A 22,662-nucleotide genomic window follows, 5' to 3' on the forward strand; every position below is an offset into this window, starting at 1 on the left:
ATGAAAAGTATCATGAAAAATACCAAATGGATGCTGTTGTTTTACTTTATGCTGACCGGCCTTCTGATGACGGCGATTTTCTATATCGGCAGCGACAGCGGATATCTCGTTATTAAAGGAACCTGGGTATGGATTTATTCCTGCCTGGGGTTTCTGCTGTTGTCGATCATCATCGGATACATGGCCGGACAGCGGATCCAGAGGCACATCGATGTGCTGGAGCTTAACATGCTGCAGGTTTCCAAAGGAAATCTGTCGGTACGGATTGGCGAAACCGATGACCCGACGTTTGCCCGGCTCTATCATGAGTTCAACAATGTGATGGATTCGATTGAAAAGAAAATGGAGCTGCTGCAGCGGATGGGCGAGCAGGAAGTCATCGAAAAGGAAAAAGCCGCGGAATCGGCTGTTATCGAGGAGCGCCGGCGGATGGCCCGGGATCTGCACGATACCGTCAGCCAGCAGCTGTTCGCCATTCATATGTCGGCGTCGTCGCTGCCGAGGGTGCTTGAACGGAACAAGGAGCAGGGCAAAGTCGTTATGGAGCAGCTCATTACGATGTCCCAGATGGCCCAAAAGCAGATGCGGGCGCTGATTGCGCAGCTTCGTCCCGTCGAGCTGGAAGGCAAGAGTCTGGCTGAAGCGCTGGAAGTCTGGTTCCCGGACTACTGCCGCCAGAACGGCCTCAAAGGCATGAAGGAGGTCGAACTGAAGGGCAGCTTGTCGGAAGCAATCGAGCATCAGCTGTTTCTGATCATTCAGGAAGCGGTGGCGAATATAGTGAAGCATGCCCACGCCAGACTGGTCAGCATGTCGCTTCGCGAAGAGAGCCGGCAGGTGGTGCTCAGCATCAGTGACGACGGCCAGGGTTTTGACTCGATTCCGCACAGACCTGGATCGTACGGACTTTCAACGATGCGGGAGCGGGCCGAGAAGCTGGGCGGACAGGTCGAAATTATGAGCCGCCAAGGCGCGGGTACGACCATCCGTGTACATATACCGAAGTTTACATAAGTTTATCTTGAACGGTTCATCAATACAGGCAGGGGGAAATCGAAATGGCAGAGAGCGTGAAGGTGGTCATCGTGGATGATCACGATATGGTCAGAATGGGACTGAAAACATATTTGATGCTGGAGCCTTCCTTTGAAGTGATCGGGGAAGCAGGCAATGGCAAAGAGCTGCTGGACTGGCTGGACCAGCGACCGCAGGAGGAGCATCCCGATCTGGTGCTGATGGATCTGATGATGCCGGTGATGAACGGTGCCGAAACGACGCGGGCCGTTCTGGCGAAATACCCTTCGATCAAAATCGTTATTTTGACGAGCTTTCTCGAAGACGACCTGGTGGTGGACGCGGTGGAAGCCGGAGCTGTCAGCTACGTGCTGAAGACCGTCTCCGCCGACGAACTGATCTATGCGCTGCAAGGGGCCAACCGGGGCATGCCGGTCATGACGGGGGATGTGTCCCAGGCGCTGACTAGAGGCATCCGCCAGCGGACCGTTCAGGGGGATTCCACCGGGATGACCGAACGCGAGAAGGAAGTGCTGCTGCTCGTCGCCGAAGGCAAAAGCAACAAGGATATCGCTGAGGAGCTGCATATCAGCATCAAAACAGTTAAGACCCATGTGAGCAACCTGCTGATGAAATGCGAGCTGGAAGACCGGACGCAGCTGGCCATCTACGCCCACCGCAGAGGATGGGTGCAGTCATAGCCTTTCCCGACATGTTTTATCTGCTTTTTAATTGTTTTTAATCTGTCATTAAGGTTTATAGTACATGATATAAACAGTTAAACAATATCCCTTACGGAACGCTATAAATCAGGGAAAGCAGGAGGCATGAATCACATGGACGAAAGAAACAGATTTGGCCAGCCGGAAGATTCGTTTGATCAAGAGCCAACAAAGCGTGAGCAGCCGTCTTCCGATTCGAATAATTCATCTTATTACTATTCTTACGGGCCGTTTAAGTCCCTTGGAAAAGACAACAATACAGAGCATCCAGGCAGTGAGTCCTCCGACAGGCCGCACTCGGAGGAAGTGGAGATTACTCCTCCGAATCCGGTCAGACAGCTTCCGGTAACCTCCAGCCAGTACCACAGCTCCGGCGAGTCCGGCAGCCCCGGACGCAGCGGAGGTTCGGGTGGCGGTGGCGGTAACAATGGCGGCAGCAACGGCGGTAACTGGCAGTTTAACCAGCGTCCGAAAACCTCGGTAAAAACGGTGCTGATTTCCTTCCTCGCCGGCATGGTTGTCATCACCGGGCTGATGTTTACGGCGGATCGCATGAATCTTTTTACGCCTAACACATCGCTCACGTCCGAAACAGCCACAACGGTGTCAGCTGCTGCCGACAACAGCGAGCCTACCGGGAAGGCGAATACGACCTCGCTGCCGCTTTCGAAACCGACGGATGTATCCGGGGTAGTGCAGGAAGCGGGCCCGGCGGTCGTTAAAATTGAAACGCTCGTTAAACAGAGCAGCCGCACCAATTCTCAAAGTAATCCTTATCTGAACGATCCATTCTCCTATTTCTTCGGAGACCAGTTCGGCGGCGATTCGGGTTACGGCGGATCGGGATCGGATTCCCAATCCCAAGGCTCGGGTTCGGGTTCGAATCCTTCGCAGCTCGTTCCTTACGGCATCGGTTCCGGCTTTATCTACAATAAGGAAGGTTATATCCTGACCAATCAGCACGTGGTCGAGAACGCCGACGTCATTCAGGTAACCATCGAGAACGACGAGAAGACCTACGAAGCGAAGCTTCTGGGCAGCAGCAAAGATCTCGACCTTGCCGTTCTGAAAATCGAAGGCAACAACAACTTTCCGACAGTACCGCTCGGCGATTCTTCGAGCCTGAAAGTCGGTGAGCCGGTTGTAGCGATCGGTAACCCGCAGGGCTTCGACCATACGGTAACGACAGGTGTACTGAGCGCCCGTGAACGTTCCATCGATATCAGCGAGGAATCGGGCAGCGGCACACGCAAATATCAGCATCTGCTGCAAACCGACGCTTCGATCAACCCGGGTAACTCCGGCGGACCGCTGCTCAACCTGAGCGGCCAAGTCATCGGCATGAACGTAGCCGTCAGCGCCGATTCCCAAGGCATCGGCTTCGCGATTCCGACAAGCACGATCAAGAATGTCGTCGACAAGCTGGAGAAAAACCAGGAAATTCCGAAGGATCCGGTTCCGTTTATCGGAGCGTCCTTGATGACGATGACTGAAGAAGTGGCTAAACAAATGGATTCCGATGTTAAAGAGGGCTCCGTCGTCGCCGAGGTTGTCTACAAATCCCCGGCTTACGAAGCGGACCTCCGTCCTTACGACATTATTACCGGCGTGAACGGTACGGCTTATAAAACCAATTCCGATCTGACGGCGTTTATCCAAAAACAAAAGGTCGGCACGAAAGTGACCCTGAACATCGTCCGCAACAACAAGAAGATGGATCTGCAGGTCACCATCGGCGACAAAAATAAATTCACGGACAACAGCGCGGTCAGCGGCCAGTAAACCATACGCTTCGAGATGACAGCGGAAGGGAACTCCCTTCCGCTGTTGTCGTACCATGGTGCAAAGGAAAATGTTCACTGCTACAATAAGAAGCAGAGGCTTGTGCCATGATACTAGATAAAGAGATAAAGGAGTAGTCCGTTGATGCGATCGAAAATTTTGATTATTGACGATGATGAAAAGATCATTTCCATGCTGCGCAGGGGGCTGGCATTTGAAGGGTACGACGTCATTACCGCTAACAATGGGGCAGAGGGACTGAAGGTCATTTTGAACGGGGAGCCCGATATCGTCGTGCTGGACGTCATGATGCCGCAGGTGGACGGATTTGAAGTGTGCCGCAGGCTTCGGGAAGGCGGAAGTCAGGTGCCAATCCTGATGCTCACCGCCAAGGATGAAATCGAGCACCGGGTCAAAGGGCTTGACCTTGGGGCGGACGATTACCTCGTCAAGCCGTTTGCATTGGAAGAGCTGCTGGCCAGAGTGCGCGCGCTGCTGCGCCGGAAGCCGGGGCAGGAGGAAGCCGGCGACCACCGGTTGACCTATGAGGACATCGTGCTGGACGTCGACTCCCGGGAAGTGCTGCGCGGCGGCAAGCGACTCGAGCTGACGGCCAAGGAATTTGAGCTTCTTCATTTGTTTATGCAAAATCCGAAACGGGTGCTGTCCCGCGACTTAATTATGGATAAAATCTGGGGTTACGATTACAGCGGTGAGTCCAACGTGCTGGAAGTGTACATTGCGATGCTCCGTCAGAAGACGGAAGAACACGGAGGGAAGCGTGTCATTCAAACGATCCGCGGCGCAGGTTATATCCTGAGAGGGGATTCATAAGAGATGTCCATAAGATTGCGCTTGACCGCCTGGTATACCGCCATTCTGGCCGTAACGCTGATCGTGTTCGGTTCGGCGGTGTACGGGGTCGTCCATTTTAATACGTATAATTCCGTGAGAGACCGGCTGGCTCAGCAATTTGATAAAATCAAGCCGGCTGTGGTTTTGAACTGGAACAAAGGAAATTATTTAAGTTTTTCGGCGCCTTCCGATTTGGCCTCGCAGACTTACGTGCAGATGATTGATTACGATCATAATAAATTATCGGTGTCCGAAAACCTTGGGGCTTTAAACATCAAATTTCCTTATCCAGATTACGACCATGCGGTGAAACAGCAGGGTTTTAAATCCGTGTATATTCAGGGAAATCCTTTTTACTTATATCAGCGCACCATTACGGAAAGCAGTACCGGCCAGGTGATTGCATTGCTCCAAGTAGCCATTTATACGGGACATGAAGTGGAACTGCTGACCCTGCTGCGGAATATTCTGGTCATCAGCGCAACGATCATGATAATCGTGGCCTCCTCGCTCGGTCTGTTCCTGGCCCGCAAATCTATGAGCCCGATCGGCAACGTCATCGAAGCGGCGAGCCAGATCCAGAACGGCCAGGACCTCAGCGTCCGCATCGATTACGACGGGCCCCAGGATGAAGTCGGACAGCTGATCGACACGGTCAACAGCATGCTGGGACGGATGGAGGGCTTTTATAAAAACCTCGAGGAATCTTACGCGACGCAGCGCCGGTTCGTATCCGACGCGTCGCATGAGCTGCGGACACCGCTGACGACAATCCGAGGTAACGTGGATCTGCTGGAGAAAATGTGGTCAGACGAGGAAGGAGACCGTCCGAAGCTGGACGAAGCGACACTGAAGCAGATGACCCGGGAGGCCATCAGCGACATTGCCGACGAATCCAAGCGGATGAGCCGGCTCGTCGGCGACATGCTCTCTCTGGCCCGGGCCGACACGGGACGGACGTTTGACAAGCAGCCGATTCCGCTCGAAATTCTCGTGGAGGAAGTGGCCAGAAGGGCCCAATTCCTGCCGCGGCAGGCTGATTGGATCACCGGTGACTTTTCGATCCTGAACGGCGTCTATGTCAACGGCAATAAGGACTATATGCAGCAGATGCTGTTCATTTTTATTGAAAACGCATTTAAGTATACGCCTGAAGGCCAAGTGACGTTTGACGCATTGCTGTATGAAGATCAGGTGGGCATCCGGATTGCCGATACGGGCATCGGCATGGACAAGGACGAGGTGCCGTATATCTTTGACCGATTCTACCGTGCGGATCAGTCCCGCGGCATGACGGATGGCATCGGGCTGGGCCTGTCCATCGCCAAATGGATTATCGACGAGCTGGACGGCTCGGTCGAGGTCGTTACTCGTCAAGGAGAAGGTACGACCTTCATTATCTGGCTGCCGGTCGTCTTTCCCGTCCCTTTGGAATAGGGTATAATGGTTAGGTTAAGGCATGCCAGAGAAAGCAGGTGAAAGTCATGGAAGTGATTAAAATTTCGCCCCGGGGGTACTGCTACGGCGTGGTCGATGCCATGGTGCTGGCGCGCCAGGCGGCCCAGAACCTGGACCTCCCGCGGCCGATTTATATATTGGGCATGATCGTGCACAACAGTCATGTCACGAATTCTTTTGAAGACGAAGGGATCATCACGCTCGACGGACCGAACCGGATGGAGATCCTGAACCAGGTGGACAGAGGCACGGTTATCTTTACCGCCCACGGCGTTTCGCCGGAAGTCCGGAAGCTGGCCCGTGACAAAGGTCTTACGACCGTTGACGCGACTTGTCCGGACGTCACCAAGACTCATGACCTGATCCGCGAGAAAGTGGCGGAAGGGTATGAGGTGATTTATATTGGCAAGAAGGGCCATCCCGAACCCGAAGGCGCCATAGGCATTGCGCCGGATCACGTTCATCTGATCGAGAAGGAAGACGAGATTGCCAATCTGCGCATATCCGCCTCCCGCATCATTATTACGAACCAGACGACGATGAGCCAATGGGACATTAAGGCCATTATGAAAAAGCTGCTGGAGCTGTATCCGTCCGCCGAGGTTCATAATGAGATCTGCCTGGCCACCCAGGTGCGGCAGGAAGCGGTCGCGGAGCAGGCTGGACAAGCGGATCTGGTGATCGTTGTCGGCGACCCGAGGAGCAACAACTCCAACCGGCTGGCTCAGGTCTCCGAAGAAATTGCCAACGTCAAGGCTTACCGGATTGCCGACATTACCGAGCTGAAACGCGAATGGCTCGAAAGCATATCCAAAGTGGCCGTCACTTCCGGCGCTTCCACGCCGACCCCGATCACCAAGGAAGTGATCGCATATTTGGAACAATACGATCCGGAGAATCCGGATACGTGGGAAATCAAGCGCACAATCAATATGAAGAAACTGCTTCCGCCCGTAAAAGCGGCAGGTAGCACCAAGGCGTAATGACGAATGAGATGAAGCGGGGCTTCCATTTAATGGGACCCTGCTTCTTTTTTTTATAAATATCAGAAAGTATAAGCTCCAGAGCCTTGGCATCCTGATATTGCAAGAAAAATCCCATTTTTGATTTAGGGTTGACGGATAGGTGGATTTCCGATATAGTTGCTTTAGCGGATAAAAGCTTAAAAGCGAAAACGCGTTTAAGCGTATTAGTGAAGTGAGAGGCGAGAACGGTAGACCAGATAAAGATACCGAATCATTTGAAAATATACGAGAAGCGTACGCTGAAGCGAGGCGCTTCACAGGAGGAATGATAGCCATGATCGTAATTACATCCAATACGACTCCGGAAGAACAAATTGCGGATATTGTGCGTGTGATTGAGAAGGAAGGACTGCAGGCTTCTGTTTCCAAAGGCGCAGACCGGACGGTCATTGGGCTGATCGGTCAGGTCAACCCGCAGCTTGCTGAGCACCTGCGTCAAATGAAGGGAGTAGAGAATGTAGTGAAGATTACCAAATCATACAAATTGGCAAGCCGTGATTTTCATCCGGAGAACACGGTGATCAAGATAAAAGGCGTGGAAATCGGCGGCGACGAGCTCGTCGTCATGGGAGGACCCTGTGCGGTTGAATCCCCCGAGCAGATTGATGAAATTGCGGGCCTGGTGAAGGCTGCCGGCGGACAGGTGCTGAGAGGCGGGGCCTTCAAGCCACGGACAGGACCATACAGCTTCCAAGGGATAGGTGTCGAAGGTCTTATTATGATGGCTGAAGCCGGGCAAAAGCACGGCCTGCTAACTATTACGGAAGTCATGACACCGGAATACGTGGATATCTGCGCCGAATATGCCGATATTTTGCAGGTGGGCACGCGGAATATGCAGAACTTTGATCTGCTGCGCAAGCTGGGAACTTGCGGTAAGCCGGTACTGCTCAAGCGCGGTTTCAGCGCCACCTACGATGAGCTGCTGAATGCGGCGGAATACATCCTTGCTGGCGGCAACCCGGACGTCATGCTCTGTGAGCGCGGAATCCGTACATTCGAAAGCTATACTAGAAATACGCTGGATTTGTCGGCTATCCCTGTCCTGCAGCAGCTGAGCCATCTGCCGGTCATTTCCGATCCGAGCCACGGCACGGGCCGCAGAGAACTGGTTGAGCCTATGTCCAAAGCCTCGGTTGCAGCTGGGGCTAACGGACTGATTATCGAGATGCATACAGACCCGGACAATTCGATGACCGGAGACGGCGTGCAGTCGCTGTTCCCGGACCAGTTCGCCGCGCTTCTTAAAGACTTGGAAAAGCTGGCTCCGCTCGTCGGACGCACCTTCAGTACGTCCAAGGCGCCTGCTGAAGCCTTTAAAGTAGGGGTATAATATTTCCCCGGTAATACCGGATAGACATCGAAGCCTGCCGGCTGATTTTCCCCTGAAAATCAGTCCGTGCAGGCTATTTGCAATTAGTGCAAATAATGTGTTGAAAAGTGTAAGGATACCTCACACCATTTTTAAAAATACCTTACATACATATTGACGATGTCAGGTTTGAAGTTTTATAATGACGACATAAATCATTAGATACTGAACGTTTACGTTTTAAATGCGGGGAAATGTTCGGAAATTGGGAGGAAGAGAGCATGTCGGTTGAAAACGTATTAAAAACAATTCAGGAGAAAGCAATTGAGTGGGTGGATTTCCGTTTCGTAGATTTGGCTGGCCGTGCGCATCACATTTCTTTGCCTGCCTCTGAAGTGGATGAAGAAACGTTCGTGAACGGGGTTGCGTTCGACGGCTCTTCCATCGCCGGTTTCCGGGGAATCGAAGAATCGGATATGGTTATGATGCCAGATCCGGAATCGATTTTTGTCGATCCATTCACCGCTCATCCGACACTGAACATCATGTGTAACATCAACACGCCGGACGGCGAGCGCTATGAGCGCGATCCGCGCAGCATTGCAGCCAAAGCCGAAGAGTATCTGCAACAGTGCGGCGTTGGTACGGCAGCCTTCTTTGCGCCTGAATCCGAATTCTTTATTTTTGACGACGTCCGTTACGAGAGCGGCATGAACAGTTCTTCTTACTTCGTGGATTCCGAAGAAGCTTCGTGGAACACGAACCGTAAAGAAGAAGGCGGCAACCTTGGCTTCAAAGTACGCGTGAAAGGCGGATACGTTCCTGTCGCTCCGGTCGACACCCAACAAGACATCCGCAGCGAAATGTGTCGTTTGCTGGAAGAAGCTGGCCTCCGCATCGAGCGTCATCACCATGAAGTGGCCACTGCAGGCCAAGCGGAAATCAATTTCCGTTTCGATACTCTGAAGAAAACAGCGGATAACCTCTTGCTGTACAAATACATCGTTCACAACACAGCTCGTCAATACGGTAAAGTGGCTACTTTCATGCCAAAACCGATCTTTGGCGACAACGGAAGCGGCATGCACGTTCACCAGTCCATCTTCAATGGCGACGAGCCTTTGTTCTATGAAAAAGGCGCTTATGCGAACCTGAGCGAAATGGCGCTGAACTACATCGGCGGTATCCTGTACCATGCTCCGGCCTTGATTGCCATCACGAACCCGTCGACAAACTCCTTCAAGCGTCTGGTTCCTGGCTACGAAGCACCGGTTAACCTCGTGTTCTCGAAAGGTAACCGTTCGGCAGCGATCCGTATTCCAGTCGCCGCTGTAACGCCTAAAGGCTGCCGCATCGAGTTCCGTACACCGGACTCCACGGCGAACCCTTACCTGGCCTTCTCGGCTATGCTGATGGCCGGTCTGGACGGTATCAAGCGCAAAATCAATCCGGTTGAGCTCGGATACGGACCGATGGACAAAAACATCTATGAGCTCTCCGACGATCAAAAAGCGGAAATCCGCAGCGTACCGGGCACCCTGGACGAAGCATTGGACGCTCTGGAAGCTGATTACGACTTCCTTCTGGAAGGCGGCGTATTCACCAAAGAATTCATTGATAACTTCGTTAGCCTGAAGCGTGCTGAAGCGAAAGCCGTTTCGATCCGCGTGCATCCGCACGAGTACGGTCTGTACTTCGACTGCTAATTCGTATCAAGAAATGGCTGCCCTCTCCGGTCAGGGATGACTGGAGGGGCAGCCTCTTTGTTTGGGGGGACGCTGCGCGTACTCCGCATTCCTCCACTCGCGTGTTGGGGGCGCTCCGCAGCCACCGCATTCCTCCACTCGCGTGTTGGGGGCGCTCCGCAGCCACCGCATTCCTCCACTCGCGTGTTGGGGGCGCTCCGCAGCCACCGCATTCCTCCACTCGCGTGTTGGGGGCGCTCCGCAGCCACCGCATTCCTCCACTCGCGTGTTGGGGGCGCTCCGCAGCCACCGCATTCCTCCACTCGCGTGTTGGGGGCGCTCCGCAGCCACCGCATTCCTCCACTCGCGTGTTGGGGGCGCTCCGCAGCCACCGCATTCCTCCACTCGCGTGTTGGGGGCGCTCCGCAGCCACCGCATTCCTCCACTCGCGTGTTGGGGGCGCTCCGCAGCCACCGCATTCCTCCACTCGCGTGTTGGGGGCGCTCCGCAGCCACCGCATTCCTCCACTCGCGTGTTGGGGGCGCTCCGCAGCCACCGCATTCCTCCACTCGCGTGTTGGGGGCGCTCCGCAGCCACCGCATTCCTCCACTCGCGTGTTGGGGGCGCTCCGCAGCCACCGCATTCCTCCACTCGCGTGTTGGGGGCGCTCCGCAGCCACCGCATTCCTCCACTCGCGTGTTGTTTTCCCGTTTCTTGAACTAGCCGCTGTTTGCGGTAGAAACGGGAAAACAAAGGCGACCGCTGCGCTGTTCCGGAATTGCGGTGTCCGCTCCGCTATGCAGGGGGAGTAAGTGTGGGCGGTTCAGGGAAGTAGGTGCTCAGGGAGACAACACGTCAGCAGCCTCTACGAAGAGGGTGATGTGTCTGGCAAGGAGAGCCAAGCCTGCATGCGGCAGCATATGCCATGCCGGGCCAGCGTTCGTGTACACCGCATTCTGGGAAGCGCTCCGCCTCCACCGCATTCCTCCACTCGCGTGTTGTTTTCCCATTTCTTGAACTAGCCGCTGTTTGCGGTAGAAACGGGAAAACAAAGGCGACCGCTGCGCTGTTCCGGAATTGCGGTGTCCGCTCCGCTTTGCAGGGGAGTAAGTGTGGGCGGTTCAGAGAAGCAGTTGTGCTGGTGCCTTCACAATGAGGTGATTTGTCTGCCAAAGAGAGCCAAGCCTGCATGCGGCAGCATATGCCATGCCGGGCCAGCGTTCGCGTCCACCGCATCCTGGGAAGGGCTCCGCACACCACTTTCCTTGGGAGCGCTCCGCGTCCACCGCATTCCTCCACTCGCTGTTGTTTTTCCGTTTCCCGAATTTAGCCGCTGTCCGCGGTAGAAACGGGAAAACAAAGGCGACCGTTCCACTGTTCCGGAATTGCGGTGTCCGCTCCGCTGGGCATGGAAGTAAGTGTGGACAGTTCGGGGGCAGCGAGCAGGAGTAGGACTGTTGGGAAAACTCCGGTGATGACGGTTATCGAGGTCCCCCTGGCTGGTTCTGACGAAAATTGTCGACTTTTGATCTGCCATTTCCTGCAGTGCTTTACTCCGTTAAATAAACTGTGTTAAAGTAATAGATAAAAACAAACGTCCGCAAGGCGTCATACTATGTGCTTTTTTGTACTTGATGGCCCTTGGGAATACTGCTATCATTGCCATATTATCATTCGCTATAAGAGAGAGGATGGGGAGTTGTTTTGACAAAGAGAGCATACAATTTTAACGCCGGCCCTGCCGCATTGCCGCTGGAAGTGCTGGAACGCGCACAAGCTGAATTCGTGGATTTCCGGGGGACAGGGATGTCCATCATGGAGATGTCGCACCGCGGCAAGGTCTATGACGAAGTCCATAACGAAGCGCAAAGCCGTCTGCTGTCCCTCCTGGGCAATCCTTCGGGATACAAGGTGCTGTTTCTGCAGGGGGGTGCCAGCACCCAGTTTGCGATGGTGCCGATGAACTTTCTGACAACCGGCAAGACCGGAAGCTATGTCTTGACAGGAAGCTGGGCCAGCAAAGCGGAGAAGGAAGCACGCTTGATCGGGGAGACGCATATTGCTGCTTCTTCGGAGAACAATAAGTTTATGTCGATTCCGGATCTGAGCAGCATCGAAATTCCGGAAAATGCCGCGTACCTGCACGTAACGTCCAATGAAACGATCGAAGGCAGCCAGTACCAGCAGTACCCGGATACAGGCAGCGTACCGCTGATTGCGGACATGTCCAGCGACATCCTGTGCCGCGAGTTCGACGTGAATCAGTTCGACTTTATCTATGCGGGAGCGCAAAAGAACCTGGGACCTTCCGGCGTAACGGTCGTCATCGCCCGGGAAGAGCTGCTGGCCGAATCGCCGAAGCATATTCCGACGATGCTGCGCTACAGCACGCATGCGGCGAACAACTCTCTTTACAACACCCCACCATCCTTTTCGGTATACATGGTCAACGAAGTGCTGAAGTGGATCGAAGAACAAGGCTCTCTAGCCGGAGTGGAGAAGATCAACCGGGAGAAAGCCGGCTTGGTTTATGATACAATAGACAGCAGCGAAGGCTTCTACCGCGGACCGGTAGAGGCGGGCAGCCGCTCGATTATGAATATTACATTCCGTCTTCCTTCCGAAGAGCTGGAGAAGCAGTTTATTAAGGAATCGGAACAGGAAGGTTTTGTAGGTCTGAAGGGACACCGCAGCGTCGGCGGTCTGCGCGCTTCGATTTACAACGCCGTTCCTTACGAGAATGTTAAAGCACTGGCTGATTTTATGAACCATTTTCAAAAGAATCATGGGTAATGAAGCCTGAAGCCAGAACATCCATGAGTGAAGCGCCTTTCGCCGTTAGCCGGCGAGAGGCTTTTTAAACTTTAGCAATATCATTTGAACTAAAAAGGTGAAGCATGATTAGCCTTTAGTTCATTTTGTATAGAAAATGAATGGAGTGGAAAACGATCTATGGCATTGCACATCGTACTTGTTGAACCTGAAATTCCCGCGAATACCGGCAATATCGCCAGAACCTGCGCAGCGACGGGAGCTCACCTGCATCTCGTGAAGCCGCTTGGTTTTCGCACTGATGACGCGACGTTGAAGCGTGCGGGTCTGGATTACTGGTATGCGGTTCATATTGAATACCATGAATCTTTTGCAGAGGTGCAGGAGATGTACGCCGGCCGGCGTTTCTTCTATGCGACGACAAAAGCCGACAAACGATACACGGACTTTCAGTTCCAGGATGAGGATTTTCTCGTGTTCGGCAAGGAAACGAAGGGACTTCCGGAGGAACTGCTTGCTGCCAACCCTGATACGTGTATGCGCATGCCGATGACGGATAAGGTCCGGTCGTTGAACCTGTCCAATTCGGCGGCGATCATCGTGTACGAGGCGCTGCGGCAGCTCGATTATCCGGGGATGGAATAAGGACTGCATTTGGATACAATACACGGAAAAATTCAGCTTCTAAAATAAAGTAATAAAATTTTAATCCGGAGCAGGATTCGACATCGTCACATCGAACTATTAGAAAAGACCCATATTTCTGGATTGGAAAGTATGAATAATGATCACAGGGGGTACTTTCTAATCACTTTACATTCGATTAGTCATAGGGAGAGGTGTTGAACATGAAACCTGCCGGTGTTGTACGCAAGGTAGATCAGCTCGGAAGAATCGTCCTGCCGAAGTCGCTTAGAAAACGTTATCAGATGAACGAAGGAGATCCTGTCGAGATTCTGGTGCAGGGGGACCACATCATTCTGGAACGTTACCGTCCGAAATGCGTGTTTTGCGGTTCGATGGACGAAGTGACGGAATTCAAAGAGCGGTATATTTGCGGCCAGTGTCAATCCGACATGCTGCAATTGCAAAAGCATGCATAGCATTCATTTGGGCATCACGAGTTTTCGTGGTGTTTTTCTTTTATAGCCAGGTCTATTTATAACCTGGTTCGCTTAAATGGATCAGGTTTCCATGAAAAAAGGCTTCCTATACAGGAAGCCTCTTCGGCCTTACAGTCCTTTAGTTTTATCATCGTTATAAGCTGCGGTTAGGATGCCGACCAGGAACATTAGCAGCACCACCATACAAATCCAAAAAGTTAATGAGAACGACATTTAAGGCCACCTCCCGCTGAACTACCATTGCTCAATAAGCCTATTATACCCACACTTGCTGGAAAAATAAATGAATTCGTCATTTTGTTCATAATTTTTTTGCAGCTTAAGGATACATTATTTATAAAATAAAAAGTTGGTCGGGACCGGGCGCATGCTGCCGTCCGACGGGTGGTTGACCACCCTGCCGTTCAGCACCAGGGTCGAAGAGCCCCCGCCATCCAGATTATAGGCATCGATGACGCCGAGATGGAACATTTTACTCTGCAGCTCTTGGAGGGTGGCTCCCGAGCTGCCGTTTTCGTTGCGCCCGTCCACGACGATGATCAGCAGCTGGTCGTCTTTGTATTTGCCGATCACGGTCCGCGGCGCACGGTTGGGAGACTGCTTCCATTTGAGCGGGATTTCAACGGGCTGGCCGTTTTTTAGCAGCATCGGCACGAAGGTCGCCCCGAATTTGGGCTGCAGGCGGTCCAGTTCGGATTGATTCTGGAACTTGCCGCCGATAAGCTTGCCGGATTTGTTCAGCCCCACGAAGAAGAGATCCTTGAAGCTGGACTGGAATCCCGTAAGATACTCTCCATTCATGACGGTGGTGCTGAGCGGATAACGCTTGCCGCTGGTGTCGGCAAATCCTCCGGCATTGATCCCGGCCACGGCCCCGTGCCGGCTTACGGCCTGCATCGTCGTTTCGGAGCTTCCCAGCTTGTCCTTGGCAAGGCTCATGCCCATGGCAGAGGGATCCTTGAGCTTCACCTTCATGGCATATCCATTGTACACACCCGGGTTGACCTTGTAGAGCTCGATCCGGATTCGTTCGCTATCGACGCGTTCAATAGGGGCGCCGAGCTTGGACGTAATCCGTTTATTGTAGATGAACTCGGGACGTCCGGCTTGTGTTTTGGCCGTCGCTTCGATCGCATTCATCGCTGAAGTCGTCTGCTTGTATAGTCTGGACGTCTTGCTGATGGACGAAATGGTTACTTTCACAGTTTTGTCGGCCTTGTCCAGCTCCTTCAGCAGCGAGTCGGTATGCGGCTTGAGCGTATCTGCCGGAACGTACGCTGCGGTATCGACCTGGATATGTAGGGGACCTAGGCTGAACAGCAAATAGATGAACAATCCAACGAACGGAGCGGTCACGAGCAGAAAAAAGCGGTTGATCTGTTTGATGCTTACATTCATTTGAGCAGATCCATCTTTTTCTGCAGCGTGTCCAGCTGTTTCTTCACTTCGTTCAGCTGGGTGTACAGCTTGTTGCTGTTATCGGTTTTGCTCGTGGCGTTATCCTTGGTGAACGTCAGCAGTTCGTTAAAGGACTGCACCTTGCTCTCCAGCTCCTTAACTTGCCCCGCCAGTTCGTTAAACTGAGCCTCGTAACTCTTTTTTAAATCGTTCATCTGGTTTTCCGTACTTGCCTGAAGCTGCTTTATCATTTCCTGTTTCACATGATTGCTATATAAATAGGCAGCGCCGATGCCCAGTACAATCAGCAGTATCCATATCAGGAGCACGAACTTGACGGAGGGTGGCTTCTCCCTCTTGGGCTGGTTTCCGAATGGTGCGGAAGGCCCTGTCGAAGTTTGCAATGTCATCACCTCGGTTTTCGTTGAATTTTTTCCAGTCCCCATTCTATCATTACCCTATTATTTTCGCAAAAATGAATACAAGTCATAAAAATACCTAAAAATAGATTGCACGAAATAATAGGGGTGCGATACAATCTGTTTAAGACTGATAGATTTATATTATACATAACCGTTTAGCGAGCCTTGATATGAAAATAGAAACGTCTTAAAACAAGCGTTTAACGCGCTTGTGAGCGGAGGAGAAACGCTGCTGTACTTTATATTCAATAACGATCAGTACCAGGAGGTTACCATTGAAATGACGAGAGTTTGGCGGGTTGTGATTATCGATAGCCACCCCACGAGTATGCTAGGCACCAAGTTGATACTGGAGGAACGGGAGAATCTGAAGGTAACGGGGATGGCCTCAACCTGGGACGAAGGATTGGTGCTGGTGATCGAGCACCAGCCCGATCTGGTTCTGTTGGACTACCAGATGCCCGAGGGAACGGCGGAACCGCTGCTGGAGAAGCTGAAGAGCAGTTCTCCGGAGAGCCATGTCCTCATCTTGACGGATCATGACGGTTTGAAGCTGCTGCATCCGATCATTCATCACGGGGGGAGCGGAATTTTGTCGAAACAGGCCTCGGCCTCCCAGCTTATGCTGATGATCGACGGGCTGCGCGAAGGCTTTGCCGCCCTGCCGATTGAATGGCTGAAGCAGGGGATCTGGCAGATGCAGGCGGCTCCCTCGGCAGAAGGGATGTTTGATCTGACCGAGACGGAGATTTTTATTATGGAACGGATCGTACAGGGGATTACCTACGATAAGATCGCAACGGAAATTACCGTCAGCCGAAGATCCATCGATAACTACCTGCGCAAAATTTACGTCAAGCTAGGGGTGTCCACACGGGCCCAGGCCATCGAAAAATTTGCGCTTCATTCACGCCAGAAGCGAGCGATGTACATTTGAATACGGCATAATTCCATGCGTCTCTGAATACATACTTTAGGGTTGCAAATTATATAGAGAGACCGAACCCAATAAGAGATAAATGGGAGGAGAGACCATGCAGTATTCCTTTGCGGCCCGTACGGAGGTCATGCTGTCGTCACCGCTTCATCTCATCCGGTCCTTGGCAAATCGGGAATCCTTCATTTCTTTTGCAGAGGAGCTTCCGGCCGAAGAGTTATTTCCCGTATCTTCCCTGGAGGCAGCAGCGGCAGCAGTGATTTCGAATAGTCCTACGGCACTTCAGTATGGGGAGCCGCAGGGCTTTTTGCCGTTGCGCGAGTGGTTGTCGGAGGACTGGAGGCGCACCAAGCGCATCGATGTGGGTCCGGATCAAATTCTGCTGACGACTGGTGTGCAGCAGGCAATGGATCTGCTGGCCCGCGTCTATGTAGAGCCAGGGGACCGCGTGCTTGTGGAAAGTCCGGCTTCGCCGGGATACTTGCAGGTGTTCAAGATGCAGGGGGCTGTCGTTATTCCGGTGGACAGCGACCAGAATGGCCTGATTCCGGAACGTTTGCTGGAACAGATTGAGCGGACGCAGCCGAAGCTGCTGGTAGCCTCACCGAATTTCTCCAATCCGACGGGGGTCCTCTGGAGCTTAGAGCGGCGTAAGGAAGTGCTTGACCTGTGCAGGGAGCACAGTATCCTCATTATAGAAGACAATTCTTACGGGGAACTTTATTTTGAAAAGTTATCGCAGCGGGAATTCACCAGTCTGTACCCCTCCCTGTTTGCGCTGGACGGCTCGGGCAGCGGACAGGGGGTGCTCTACATCGGTTCGTTCAGCAAAACGATCGCCCCGGCGCTGCGTACGGGCTGGGCCGCCGGAAGCCGGCCGCTGATCAATATGCTGGCTGCCGCCAAGCAGCTGGCCGATTGGCAGTCCAGCACGCTGAACCAGCGCTTCCTGCACAACATGCTGGAATCCTCCGCTTTCGATATTCATGAGCATATCAAAATGCTGAACCGCGAATACGACACCCGCCTGAAGCTGATGAACGGGCTGCTGCAGCGGCCGGCATGGCAGGATGCCAGCTACGTCATCCCCAAAGGGGGCATGTTTATCTGGCTTCAGCTGCCGGATGGGCTGGACAGTCTGGCCCTCTTGAAATGCGCCTTGGGTAAGGGCGCAGCTTTTCTCCCCGGCACGCTGTGCTACCCGGACGGGCGGGGAAGCGGCTGGATTCGGCTGAATTTCACTCACCCCGGCCGTGACGAGCTGCTGCTGGGCATGAATCTGATCGGCGAAGCGATCGGCGAATTTACGGCGCGCAGCTAAGTCTTTTTGCGGCGAGAGGCACGCGCCGGCGTGGCCGTTTCCACAAGAGCGGGCAAACTGGATGCCCCCGTCTCCAGGATGCCGGCATAGCGCTCCAGATCGGCGGTGCCTGCCGGCGTCAGGAGGTAGCGGCCGCGGGAGATCCGCTGGAACCAGCCGTAATAGTTGTTCTGCAGGATGGCCGCTGCATTCGGCACGCCGCTTTTCTCCCGCAAATGCGCGGGCGACAGGCCGCCTTCCGGTGCGCCTGCGAGGGCGCCTGCGACGCGAAGCGCTTTTTCCCGGTAAGCCGTCATCAGCTTCGCCCGGGTGGTGCCGCCGACGTTATAATCGCCGCTGCGTTCGCGGAATTCGTAGAGCAGCCGGGACTTGCGGACTTTCATCCTGCGGGTTGGCACGTAAGGCGTTCCCGGCTCGCAGAGCACCTCTACCAGCGGTTTCTTGGTTTTATAGAAGGTGACGGTGATCAGACCGACGCCCAGCCTGCGGCATAAACCGGTGATGTCATCCCAGCGCTGGTTCACGGCACCCCGCTTGCTGCGGTTGCGCTCCACCGCCAAATATACATGAGGGCTCAGCTTGAGACGTTCGACTCCCTGCAGCAGCAGGGAGAGGTTGAACGTCTTTTTCATTTCCACGATCAGCGGCTCTTCCTCGTCCGGATGCAGGCCCACCAGATCGCAGTGGCGAACTTCGCCTTTGACCTCGTAGCCCTGCCGCTCAAAAAAAGCCTTCAATGGCTCGTAAAGTTCGGTTTCATGCTGGACGGACATGTTCAGGCTCTCCTTCTGCGGTGATCCGCTTCTGAATTCTTTGTTCATTATATCATTTCAAATGAAGAACCCGAATCCTAGGGGCAGATATCCCGCCGGGAAAGTCGCAGCACCCTTGCTTTTATAGAAAAAGACAATCTGACATGGGCGAAAAAAGAGGTCAACTAATCCCACGGTCCCGCATAGGTATGTAATACACTTTTTAAGAATCGATGGGAGCAGTTGACCCTTGACGCATTTTGTAGGAGTAGCTTGCGATTTCATAACCGAGTCATAGGAGGTACTTGCATGGATATTTTCGAACGCGTAGCGGCATATCGGGCAGAGAGCGATCAACTGGCATGGAATGGCACCTTTAAAGAATACATCGACCTTCTTCGTCAGGACCCATCACCGGCGATGACGGCGCATGCCCGCGTCTATGACATGATCAAATCATACGGCGTGGAAGAGGTCAACGGCCATAAACGTTATAAATTTTTTGAGCAGGAAATTTTCGGCCTGGATCGTGCCATTGAAAAGCTGGTGGAGGAGTACTTCCACTCCTCGGCCCGCAGGCTCGACGTCCGTAAACGGATTCTGCTGCTGATGGGTCCGGTCAGCGGCGGGAAATCGACGATTGTGACCCTGCTGAAGCGGGGCCTTGAGAAATTTTCGAGAACACCGCAAGGCGCCGTATTTGCCATTGACGGGTGCCCGATGCATGAGGAACCACTTCATCTCATTCCGCTGGACCTGAGGCCTGAAGTGGAAAAAGAACTTGGCGTGCGGATCGAAGGCAATCTCTGCCCTTCCTGCCAAATGCGCCTGAAAACCGAATACGACGGCGATATCGAGAAAATGCCCGTCACCCGGGTGCTGATCTCGGAAGACAGCCGTGTCGGTATCGGTACATTCAGCCCTTCAGATCCGAAATCCCAGGACATCGCTGACCTGACCGGCAGCATCGACTTTTCTACCATTACGGAATACGGTTCGGAATCGGACCCCCGCGCCTACCGTTTCGATGGAGAGCTGAACAAGGCCAATCGCGGCCTGATGGAATTTCAGGAAATGCTCAAATGCGACGAGAAGTTTCTGTGGAACCTGCTCTCGCTCACGCAGGAAGGCAATTTCAAGGCAGGCCGGTTCGCGCTTATTTCCGCCGACGAGCTCATCGTTGCCCACACGAACGAATCGGAGTACAAGGCCTTTATCGCCAACAAGAAAAACGAAGCGCTGCAGTCCCGGATGATCGTCATGCCGATTCCTTATAACCTGAAGGTATCGGATGAAGAAAAGATTTACGGCAAGCTCATTTCGCAAAGCGACATGAAGCATATCCATATTGCGCCGCATGCGCTGCGTTCCGCCGCGATTTTCTCCATTCTGACCCGTCTCAAGGAGACGAAGAAGCAGGGAATGGACCTGGTCAAAAAGATGAGAATGTACGATGGCGAAGAGATTGAAGGGTATAAAGAAGCCGATTTGAAGGAAATGCAGTCTGAATATTTGGAAGAAGGCATGTCCGGCGTCGATCCGCGGTATGTCATCAACCGGATTTCCAGTGCTTTGATTAAGCAGGACCTTCAATGCATTAACGCACTGGATGTGCTGCGGGCCATCAAAGACGGACTTGACCAGCACGCCTCCATTACGAAGGACGAACGGGAGCGTTATCTGAACTTCATCGCGGTGGCCCGGAAAGAATACGACGAGCTGGCGAAAAAAGAAGTGCAGAAGGCCTTTGTTTATTCCTTTGAGGAGTCGGCCAAAACGTTGTTCGAGAATTACCTCGACAACATCGAGGCGTTCTGCAACTGGACGAAAATCCGCGATCCGCTCACCGACGAAGAGATGAATCCGGACGAAAGACTGATGCGTTCCATCGAGGAGCAGATCGGCGTTTCCGAAAATGCCAAAAAAGCGTTCCGCGAAGAAATCCTCATCCGGATTTCGTCTTATTCCCGTAAGGGCAAAAAGTTCGAATACCATAACCATGACCGTCTGCGCGAAGCGATCGAGAAGAAACTGTTTACAGACCTCAAGGATATCGTAAAAATAACGACGTCGACCAAAACGCCGGATGCCGCCCAGCTTAAGCGGATTAACGAAGTAAGCAAACGGCTGATCGACGAGCACGGCTACTGCCCGGTATGCGCGAACGAGCTGCTGCGCTATGTAGGAAGTTTGCTGAACCGGTAATCAGCAGAAACCGTATAAATTCCAGTGTCTAACATGGCTCCTGATTCATATCGGGGGCCATTTTTTTCTGCTTTTTTCTTTTTCGGGTCTTGAACCTCACGTAACGTTAGGAAGTAAAATGTGGGGATACTAGAATCGCGGAAAGGAATGTAGAAAATGAAGAGCAGCTGGATTGCAAAATCGATTGCGTTTGACGGAAAAGTCCGTATCATTTTTATGGATAATACCCATTTGCTCCAACAAATCTTTAATAGAAGAACAATGGGCCCGGTGTTGAAAGAGGCATTAGGCAGAACGGTATCGGTGGCAGGGCTGATTGCGGGTATTTTAAAAGATCCGCAGCAGATGAGCCTGAAAATCAAGACAAGCAGCCCCGGCGTAAACATATTTGCGGATGCGGACGCTTCCGGTAATGTTCGGGGATATCTCAGTGAAGAGTGGTTTCAACTGCCATCGGAGGGCTTATCGCTCGGGCAGATCATTGGGAGCAGGGGCAACATCCAAGTGGTGCAGGAAACGCGAGCGAATCGGATGTTTACAGGAATTACGGATATGCCTTACGCAAATATCACGGATGATATTTCTCATTATTATGGCCAAAGCGAACAAACATTGACGTGGGTTACCTTAAACCTTTGTATCGACCATGAGAAGCAGCGGGTATCGTCATCCAGAGGAATATTGGCCCAACTGCTCCCAGGTGGAAATCCGGGTTTGATGCAGCAAGTAAAGGAAATGGTGGATGGGAGCGATTTTATGCTGAGCCGCCATCAAAAAGATCAGGCACATCATGAGCTGCTTCTGTGCCCGCCGGAAGGTTGGGCGATTCTGGAAACCAAGCCGCTGCAGTGGTATTGTGAATGTTCAAAGGAAATGCTTAGCAATCTGCTGCTGGGCCTTGAGCGGGAGGAGCTGGCCAGCCTCGTCCTGCAGGCGGAGCCGGCAGAAGTGGTCTGCAGCCACTGTGGGGAGAAATATGGATTTAGTCCCATCGAGATTCAGAGCTTGCTCGACATATTTCAAGGGAGAAGAACGATCCCATAACCGTTATCAAGCCAACAGAAAGGAACAGAACGATGAAAACTTGGAAAGTTGGAGAAATCGCCAAATTAACCGGCCTAACCGTCAGGACGCTCCATCATTATGACGAGATCGGCTTATTGCATCCAACACTCACGTCGGAAAAAGGGCACCGCTTGTACGTAGAGGACGATCTGCAGCGGCTTCACCATATCATTTTACTTAAACAATTGGGAATTTCGCTGGAAGAAGTGAAGCGGTCGGTCACTGATCCGGAATTTAATCCGTTACATTTGCTGGAACACCAGCTTGCGCGCATCAATGAACATATTCAAATGCAGCTGGATGTAAGGGATCGTCTAAACAATATTTACAGCTTAATGCAGCTCGGACAGCCGGTTGACTCCACCCGGTTCATCGAAGTCGTGCAATTGATCAATATGAGCAGGAGCCAGCATTTTAGCCGGGAGATGGCAAGAAACATCCAGCAGAATTATACTTCTATGAATTTAGAACAAATGAGGGAGAAGGAGGAGGAATTCCGGAGGCTGATTTCCGGGTTCCGCTCCGAAATGGAGAAAGGAACGCCGGAGCACCATCCCACCGTATTAGCCCTAGCAAGACGATGGAAGAGCTGTTTTCAGGATGCAGCGGGTGATTATGATCTGTTAAGCCGGTCGGCGGAAAGCTATTACCGGGAACACTCCGATCAGGCTCTCCGTTTTGGAATGGACCGCGAGCTATACCAATTCATTCGTAAAGCCGTACTAAAAATATAAGCCGGATGCACTATATTTTAGTTGTTTAGTCGTCGATATAGACTATAATAGACAAAGTTAGATTGTTTAAAATTGGTAT

21 protein-coding genes are annotated in these 22,662 nt (G+C 52.7%); 16 read left to right on the forward strand and 5 right to left on the reverse strand.

From position 1 onward, the window contains the following. The 8 genes from BCV73_RS01765 to glnA all read left to right on the forward strand — a co-directional run bounded on the left by BCV73_RS01765 (position 1) and on the right by glnA (position 9,874). Positions 1 to 1,014, forward strand: coding sequence for a sensor histidine kinase (locus BCV73_RS01765; RefSeq protein WP_089545738.1), 1,014 nt, complete (start codon positions 1 to 3; stop codon positions 1,012 to 1,014). Positions 1,015 to 1,058: 44 nt separating this feature from the next. Next, entirely contained in the window at positions 1,059 to 1,715 is a 657-nt protein-coding gene (locus BCV73_RS01770) for a response regulator (protein ID WP_089545739.1), read from the forward strand. Between the two features lie 135 nt (positions 1,716 to 1,850). Then, a complete protein-coding gene (locus BCV73_RS01775; RefSeq protein ID WP_089545740.1) occupies positions 1,851 to 3,518 on the forward strand; it encodes a S1C family serine protease in 1,668 nt (555 codons plus the stop codon). 144 nt (positions 3,519 to 3,662) lie between these two features. Next, positions 3,663 to 4,352, forward strand: a complete 690-nt coding sequence (locus BCV73_RS01780; protein ID WP_076170639.1) for a response regulator transcription factor — start codon at positions 3,663 to 3,665, stop codon at positions 4,350 to 4,352. 3 nt (positions 4,353 to 4,355) lie between these two features. Further along, positions 4,356 to 5,810 carry a sensor histidine kinase gene (locus BCV73_RS01785; protein ID WP_089545741.1) on the forward strand — a complete coding sequence of 485 codons (1,455 nt, stop codon included), beginning with the start codon at positions 4,356 to 4,358 and terminating at the stop codon, positions 5,808 to 5,810. 47 nt (positions 5,811 to 5,857) lie between these two features. Then, entirely contained in the window at positions 5,858 to 6,814 is a 957-nt protein-coding gene (locus BCV73_RS01790; protein ID WP_089545742.1) for a 4-hydroxy-3-methylbut-2-enyl diphosphate reductase, read from the forward strand. Positions 6,815 to 7,130: 316 nt separating this feature from the next. After that, positions 7,131 to 8,189, forward strand: coding sequence for a 3-deoxy-7-phosphoheptulonate synthase (gene aroF, locus BCV73_RS01795; protein WP_076170636.1), 1,059 nt, complete (start codon positions 7,131 to 7,133; stop codon positions 8,187 to 8,189). A gap of 260 nt (positions 8,190 to 8,449) precedes the next feature. After that, a complete protein-coding gene (gene glnA, locus BCV73_RS01800) occupies positions 8,450 to 9,874 on the forward strand; it encodes a type I glutamate--ammonia ligase (protein ID WP_076170635.1) in 1,425 nt (474 codons plus the stop codon). An 818-nt stretch (positions 9,875 to 10,692) separates the two neighbouring features. On the opposite strand, the gene BCV73_RS35335 is transcribed toward glnA, so the two are convergent. Together BCV73_RS35335 and BCV73_RS35340 are read right to left on the reverse strand one after the other, a co-directional pair. Then, a complete protein-coding gene (locus BCV73_RS35335) occupies positions 10,693 to 10,863 on the reverse strand; it encodes a hypothetical protein (protein WP_218828081.1) in 171 nt (56 codons plus the stop codon). Between the two features lie 137 nt (positions 10,864 to 11,000). Then, positions 11,001 to 11,144 carry a hypothetical protein gene (locus tag BCV73_RS35340; protein ID WP_218828082.1) on the reverse strand — a complete coding sequence of 48 codons (144 nt, stop codon included), beginning with the start codon at positions 11,142 to 11,144 and terminating at the stop codon, positions 11,001 to 11,003. 413 nt (positions 11,145 to 11,557) lie between these two features. On the opposite strand from BCV73_RS35340, the gene serC reads away from it, so the two are divergent. The 3 genes from serC (at position 11,558) to BCV73_RS01815 (ending at position 13,728) form a co-directional block, all read left to right on the forward strand. Continuing rightward, on the forward strand, positions 11,558 to 12,646 hold the full coding sequence (gene serC, locus BCV73_RS01805) for a 3-phosphoserine/phosphohydroxythreonine transaminase (RefSeq protein ID WP_089545743.1): 1,089 nt from the start codon (positions 11,558 to 11,560) through the stop codon (positions 12,644 to 12,646). Positions 12,647 to 12,805: 159 nt separating this feature from the next. Next, the gene (gene trmL, locus BCV73_RS01810; RefSeq protein WP_076170633.1) at positions 12,806 to 13,270 is read left to right on the forward strand and encodes a tRNA (uridine(34)/cytosine(34)/5-carboxymethylaminomethyluridine(34)-2'-O)-methyltransferase TrmL; all 465 of its coding nucleotides are present in this window, start codon (positions 12,806 to 12,808) and stop codon (positions 13,268 to 13,270) included. Positions 13,271 to 13,473: 203 nt separating this feature from the next. Next, positions 13,474 to 13,728, forward strand: coding sequence for an AbrB/MazE/SpoVT family DNA-binding domain-containing protein (locus tag BCV73_RS01815; protein WP_076170632.1), 255 nt, complete (start codon positions 13,474 to 13,476; stop codon positions 13,726 to 13,728). Between the two features lie 351 nt (positions 13,729 to 14,079). On the opposite strand, the gene BCV73_RS01820 is transcribed toward BCV73_RS01815, so the two are convergent. Together BCV73_RS01820 and BCV73_RS01825 are read right to left on the reverse strand one after the other, a co-directional pair. Next, positions 14,080 to 15,147, reverse strand: coding sequence for a phosphodiester glycosidase family protein (locus BCV73_RS01820; protein ID WP_089545744.1), 1,068 nt, complete (start codon positions 15,145 to 15,147; stop codon positions 14,080 to 14,082). Continuing rightward, positions 15,144 to 15,557, reverse strand: a complete 414-nt coding sequence (locus BCV73_RS01825) for a uroporphyrinogen-III C-methyltransferase (RefSeq protein WP_076170841.1) — start codon at positions 15,555 to 15,557, stop codon at positions 15,144 to 15,146. The genes BCV73_RS01820 and BCV73_RS01825 overlap by 4 nt, the downstream gene beginning before the upstream one ends. Before the next feature lie 292 nt (positions 15,558 to 15,849). Here BCV73_RS01825 and BCV73_RS01830 point away from each other — a divergent pair, with 292 nt between their 5' ends. Then, positions 15,850 to 16,506 carry a response regulator transcription factor gene (locus tag BCV73_RS01830; RefSeq protein ID WP_076170630.1) on the forward strand — a complete coding sequence of 219 codons (657 nt, stop codon included), beginning with the start codon at positions 15,850 to 15,852 and terminating at the stop codon, positions 16,504 to 16,506. Positions 16,507 to 16,603: 97 nt separating this feature from the next. Then, positions 16,604 to 17,827, forward strand: a complete 1,224-nt coding sequence (locus BCV73_RS01835; RefSeq protein WP_089545745.1) for an aminotransferase-like domain-containing protein — start codon at positions 16,604 to 16,606, stop codon at positions 17,825 to 17,827. Here BCV73_RS01835 and BCV73_RS01840 read toward each other — a convergent pair. Next, positions 17,824 to 18,600, reverse strand: coding sequence for a DUF2161 domain-containing phosphodiesterase (locus tag BCV73_RS01840; protein WP_076170628.1), 777 nt, complete (start codon positions 18,598 to 18,600; stop codon positions 17,824 to 17,826). The genes BCV73_RS01835 and BCV73_RS01840 overlap by 4 nt on opposite strands. Positions 18,601 to 18,888: 288 nt before the next feature. Between BCV73_RS01840 and BCV73_RS01845 the strand changes: the two genes are divergently transcribed. The 3 genes from BCV73_RS01845 (at position 18,889) to BCV73_RS01855 (ending at position 22,583) form a co-directional block, all read left to right on the forward strand. Next, the gene (locus tag BCV73_RS01845; protein WP_076170627.1) at positions 18,889 to 20,784 is read left to right on the forward strand and encodes a PrkA family serine protein kinase; all 1,896 of its coding nucleotides are present in this window, start codon (positions 18,889 to 18,891) and stop codon (positions 20,782 to 20,784) included. Between the two features lie 156 nt (positions 20,785 to 20,940). After that, on the forward strand, positions 20,941 to 21,828 hold the full coding sequence (locus BCV73_RS01850) for an Hsp33 family molecular chaperone HslO (protein WP_089545746.1): 888 nt from the start codon (positions 20,941 to 20,943) through the stop codon (positions 21,826 to 21,828). 32 nt (positions 21,829 to 21,860) lie between these two features. Continuing rightward, positions 21,861 to 22,583 carry a MerR family transcriptional regulator gene (locus tag BCV73_RS01855; RefSeq protein WP_089545747.1) on the forward strand — a complete coding sequence of 241 codons (723 nt, stop codon included), beginning with the start codon at positions 21,861 to 21,863 and terminating at the stop codon, positions 22,581 to 22,583. The last annotated feature ends 79 nt before the right edge of the window (positions 22,584 to 22,662 follow it).

The organism is Paenibacillus sp. SSG-1 (genome assembly GCF_002224835.1).
Taxonomy (GTDB): Bacteria; Bacillota; Bacilli; order Paenibacillales; family Paenibacillaceae; genus Paenibacillus_AQ; species Paenibacillus_AQ favisporus.

Coding starts and splice junctions, on each gene's coding strand:
- BCV73_RS01780 (WP_076170639.1), top strand. CDS start 3,663: ATGCGATCGAAAATTTTGATTATTGACGATGATGAAAAGATCATTTCC.
- BCV73_RS35340 (WP_218828082.1), bottom strand. CDS start 11,144: ATGCGGTGGACGCGGAGCGCTCCCAAGGAAAGTGGTGTGCGGAGCCCT.
- BCV73_RS01845 (WP_076170627.1), top strand. CDS start 18,889: ATGGATATTTTCGAACGCGTAGCGGCATATCGGGCAGAGAGCGATCAA.
- BCV73_RS01840 (WP_076170628.1), bottom strand. CDS start 18,600: ATGTCCGTCCAGCATGAAACCGAACTTTACGAGCCATTGAAGGCTTTT.
- aroF (WP_076170636.1), top strand. CDS start 7,131: ATGATCGTAATTACATCCAATACGACTCCGGAAGAACAAATTGCGGAT.
- BCV73_RS01785 (WP_089545741.1), top strand. CDS start 4,356: ATGTCCATAAGATTGCGCTTGACCGCCTGGTATACCGCCATTCTGGCC.
- BCV73_RS01835 (WP_089545745.1), top strand. CDS start 16,604: ATGCAGTATTCCTTTGCGGCCCGTACGGAGGTCATGCTGTCGTCACCG.
- BCV73_RS01765 (WP_089545738.1), top strand. CDS start 1: ATGAAAAGTATCATGAAAAATACCAAATGGATGCTGTTGTTTTACTTT.
- BCV73_RS01770 (WP_089545739.1), top strand. CDS start 1,059: ATGGCAGAGAGCGTGAAGGTGGTCATCGTGGATGATCACGATATGGTC.
- BCV73_RS01790 (WP_089545742.1), top strand. CDS start 5,858: ATGGAAGTGATTAAAATTTCGCCCCGGGGGTACTGCTACGGCGTGGTC.
- trmL (WP_076170633.1), top strand. CDS start 12,806: ATGGCATTGCACATCGTACTTGTTGAACCTGAAATTCCCGCGAATACC.
- BCV73_RS01850 (WP_089545746.1), top strand. CDS start 20,941: ATGAAGAGCAGCTGGATTGCAAAATCGATTGCGTTTGACGGAAAAGTC.
- BCV73_RS01825 (WP_076170841.1), bottom strand. CDS start 15,557: ATGACATTGCAAACTTCGACAGGGCCTTCCGCACCATTCGGAAACCAG.
- BCV73_RS01775 (WP_089545740.1), top strand. CDS start 1,851: ATGGACGAAAGAAACAGATTTGGCCAGCCGGAAGATTCGTTTGATCAA.
- BCV73_RS01815 (WP_076170632.1), top strand. CDS start 13,474: ATGAAACCTGCCGGTGTTGTACGCAAGGTAGATCAGCTCGGAAGAATC.
- BCV73_RS01830 (WP_076170630.1), top strand. CDS start 15,850: ATGACGAGAGTTTGGCGGGTTGTGATTATCGATAGCCACCCCACGAGT.
- BCV73_RS01855 (WP_089545747.1), top strand. CDS start 21,861: ATGAAAACTTGGAAAGTTGGAGAAATCGCCAAATTAACCGGCCTAACC.
- glnA (WP_076170635.1), top strand. CDS start 8,450: ATGTCGGTTGAAAACGTATTAAAAACAATTCAGGAGAAAGCAATTGAG.
- BCV73_RS01820 (WP_089545744.1), bottom strand. CDS start 15,147: ATGAATGTAAGCATCAAACAGATCAACCGCTTTTTTCTGCTCGTGACC.
- BCV73_RS35335 (WP_218828081.1), bottom strand. CDS start 10,863: ATGGGAAAACAACACGCGAGTGGAGGAATGCGGTGGAGGCGGAGCGCT.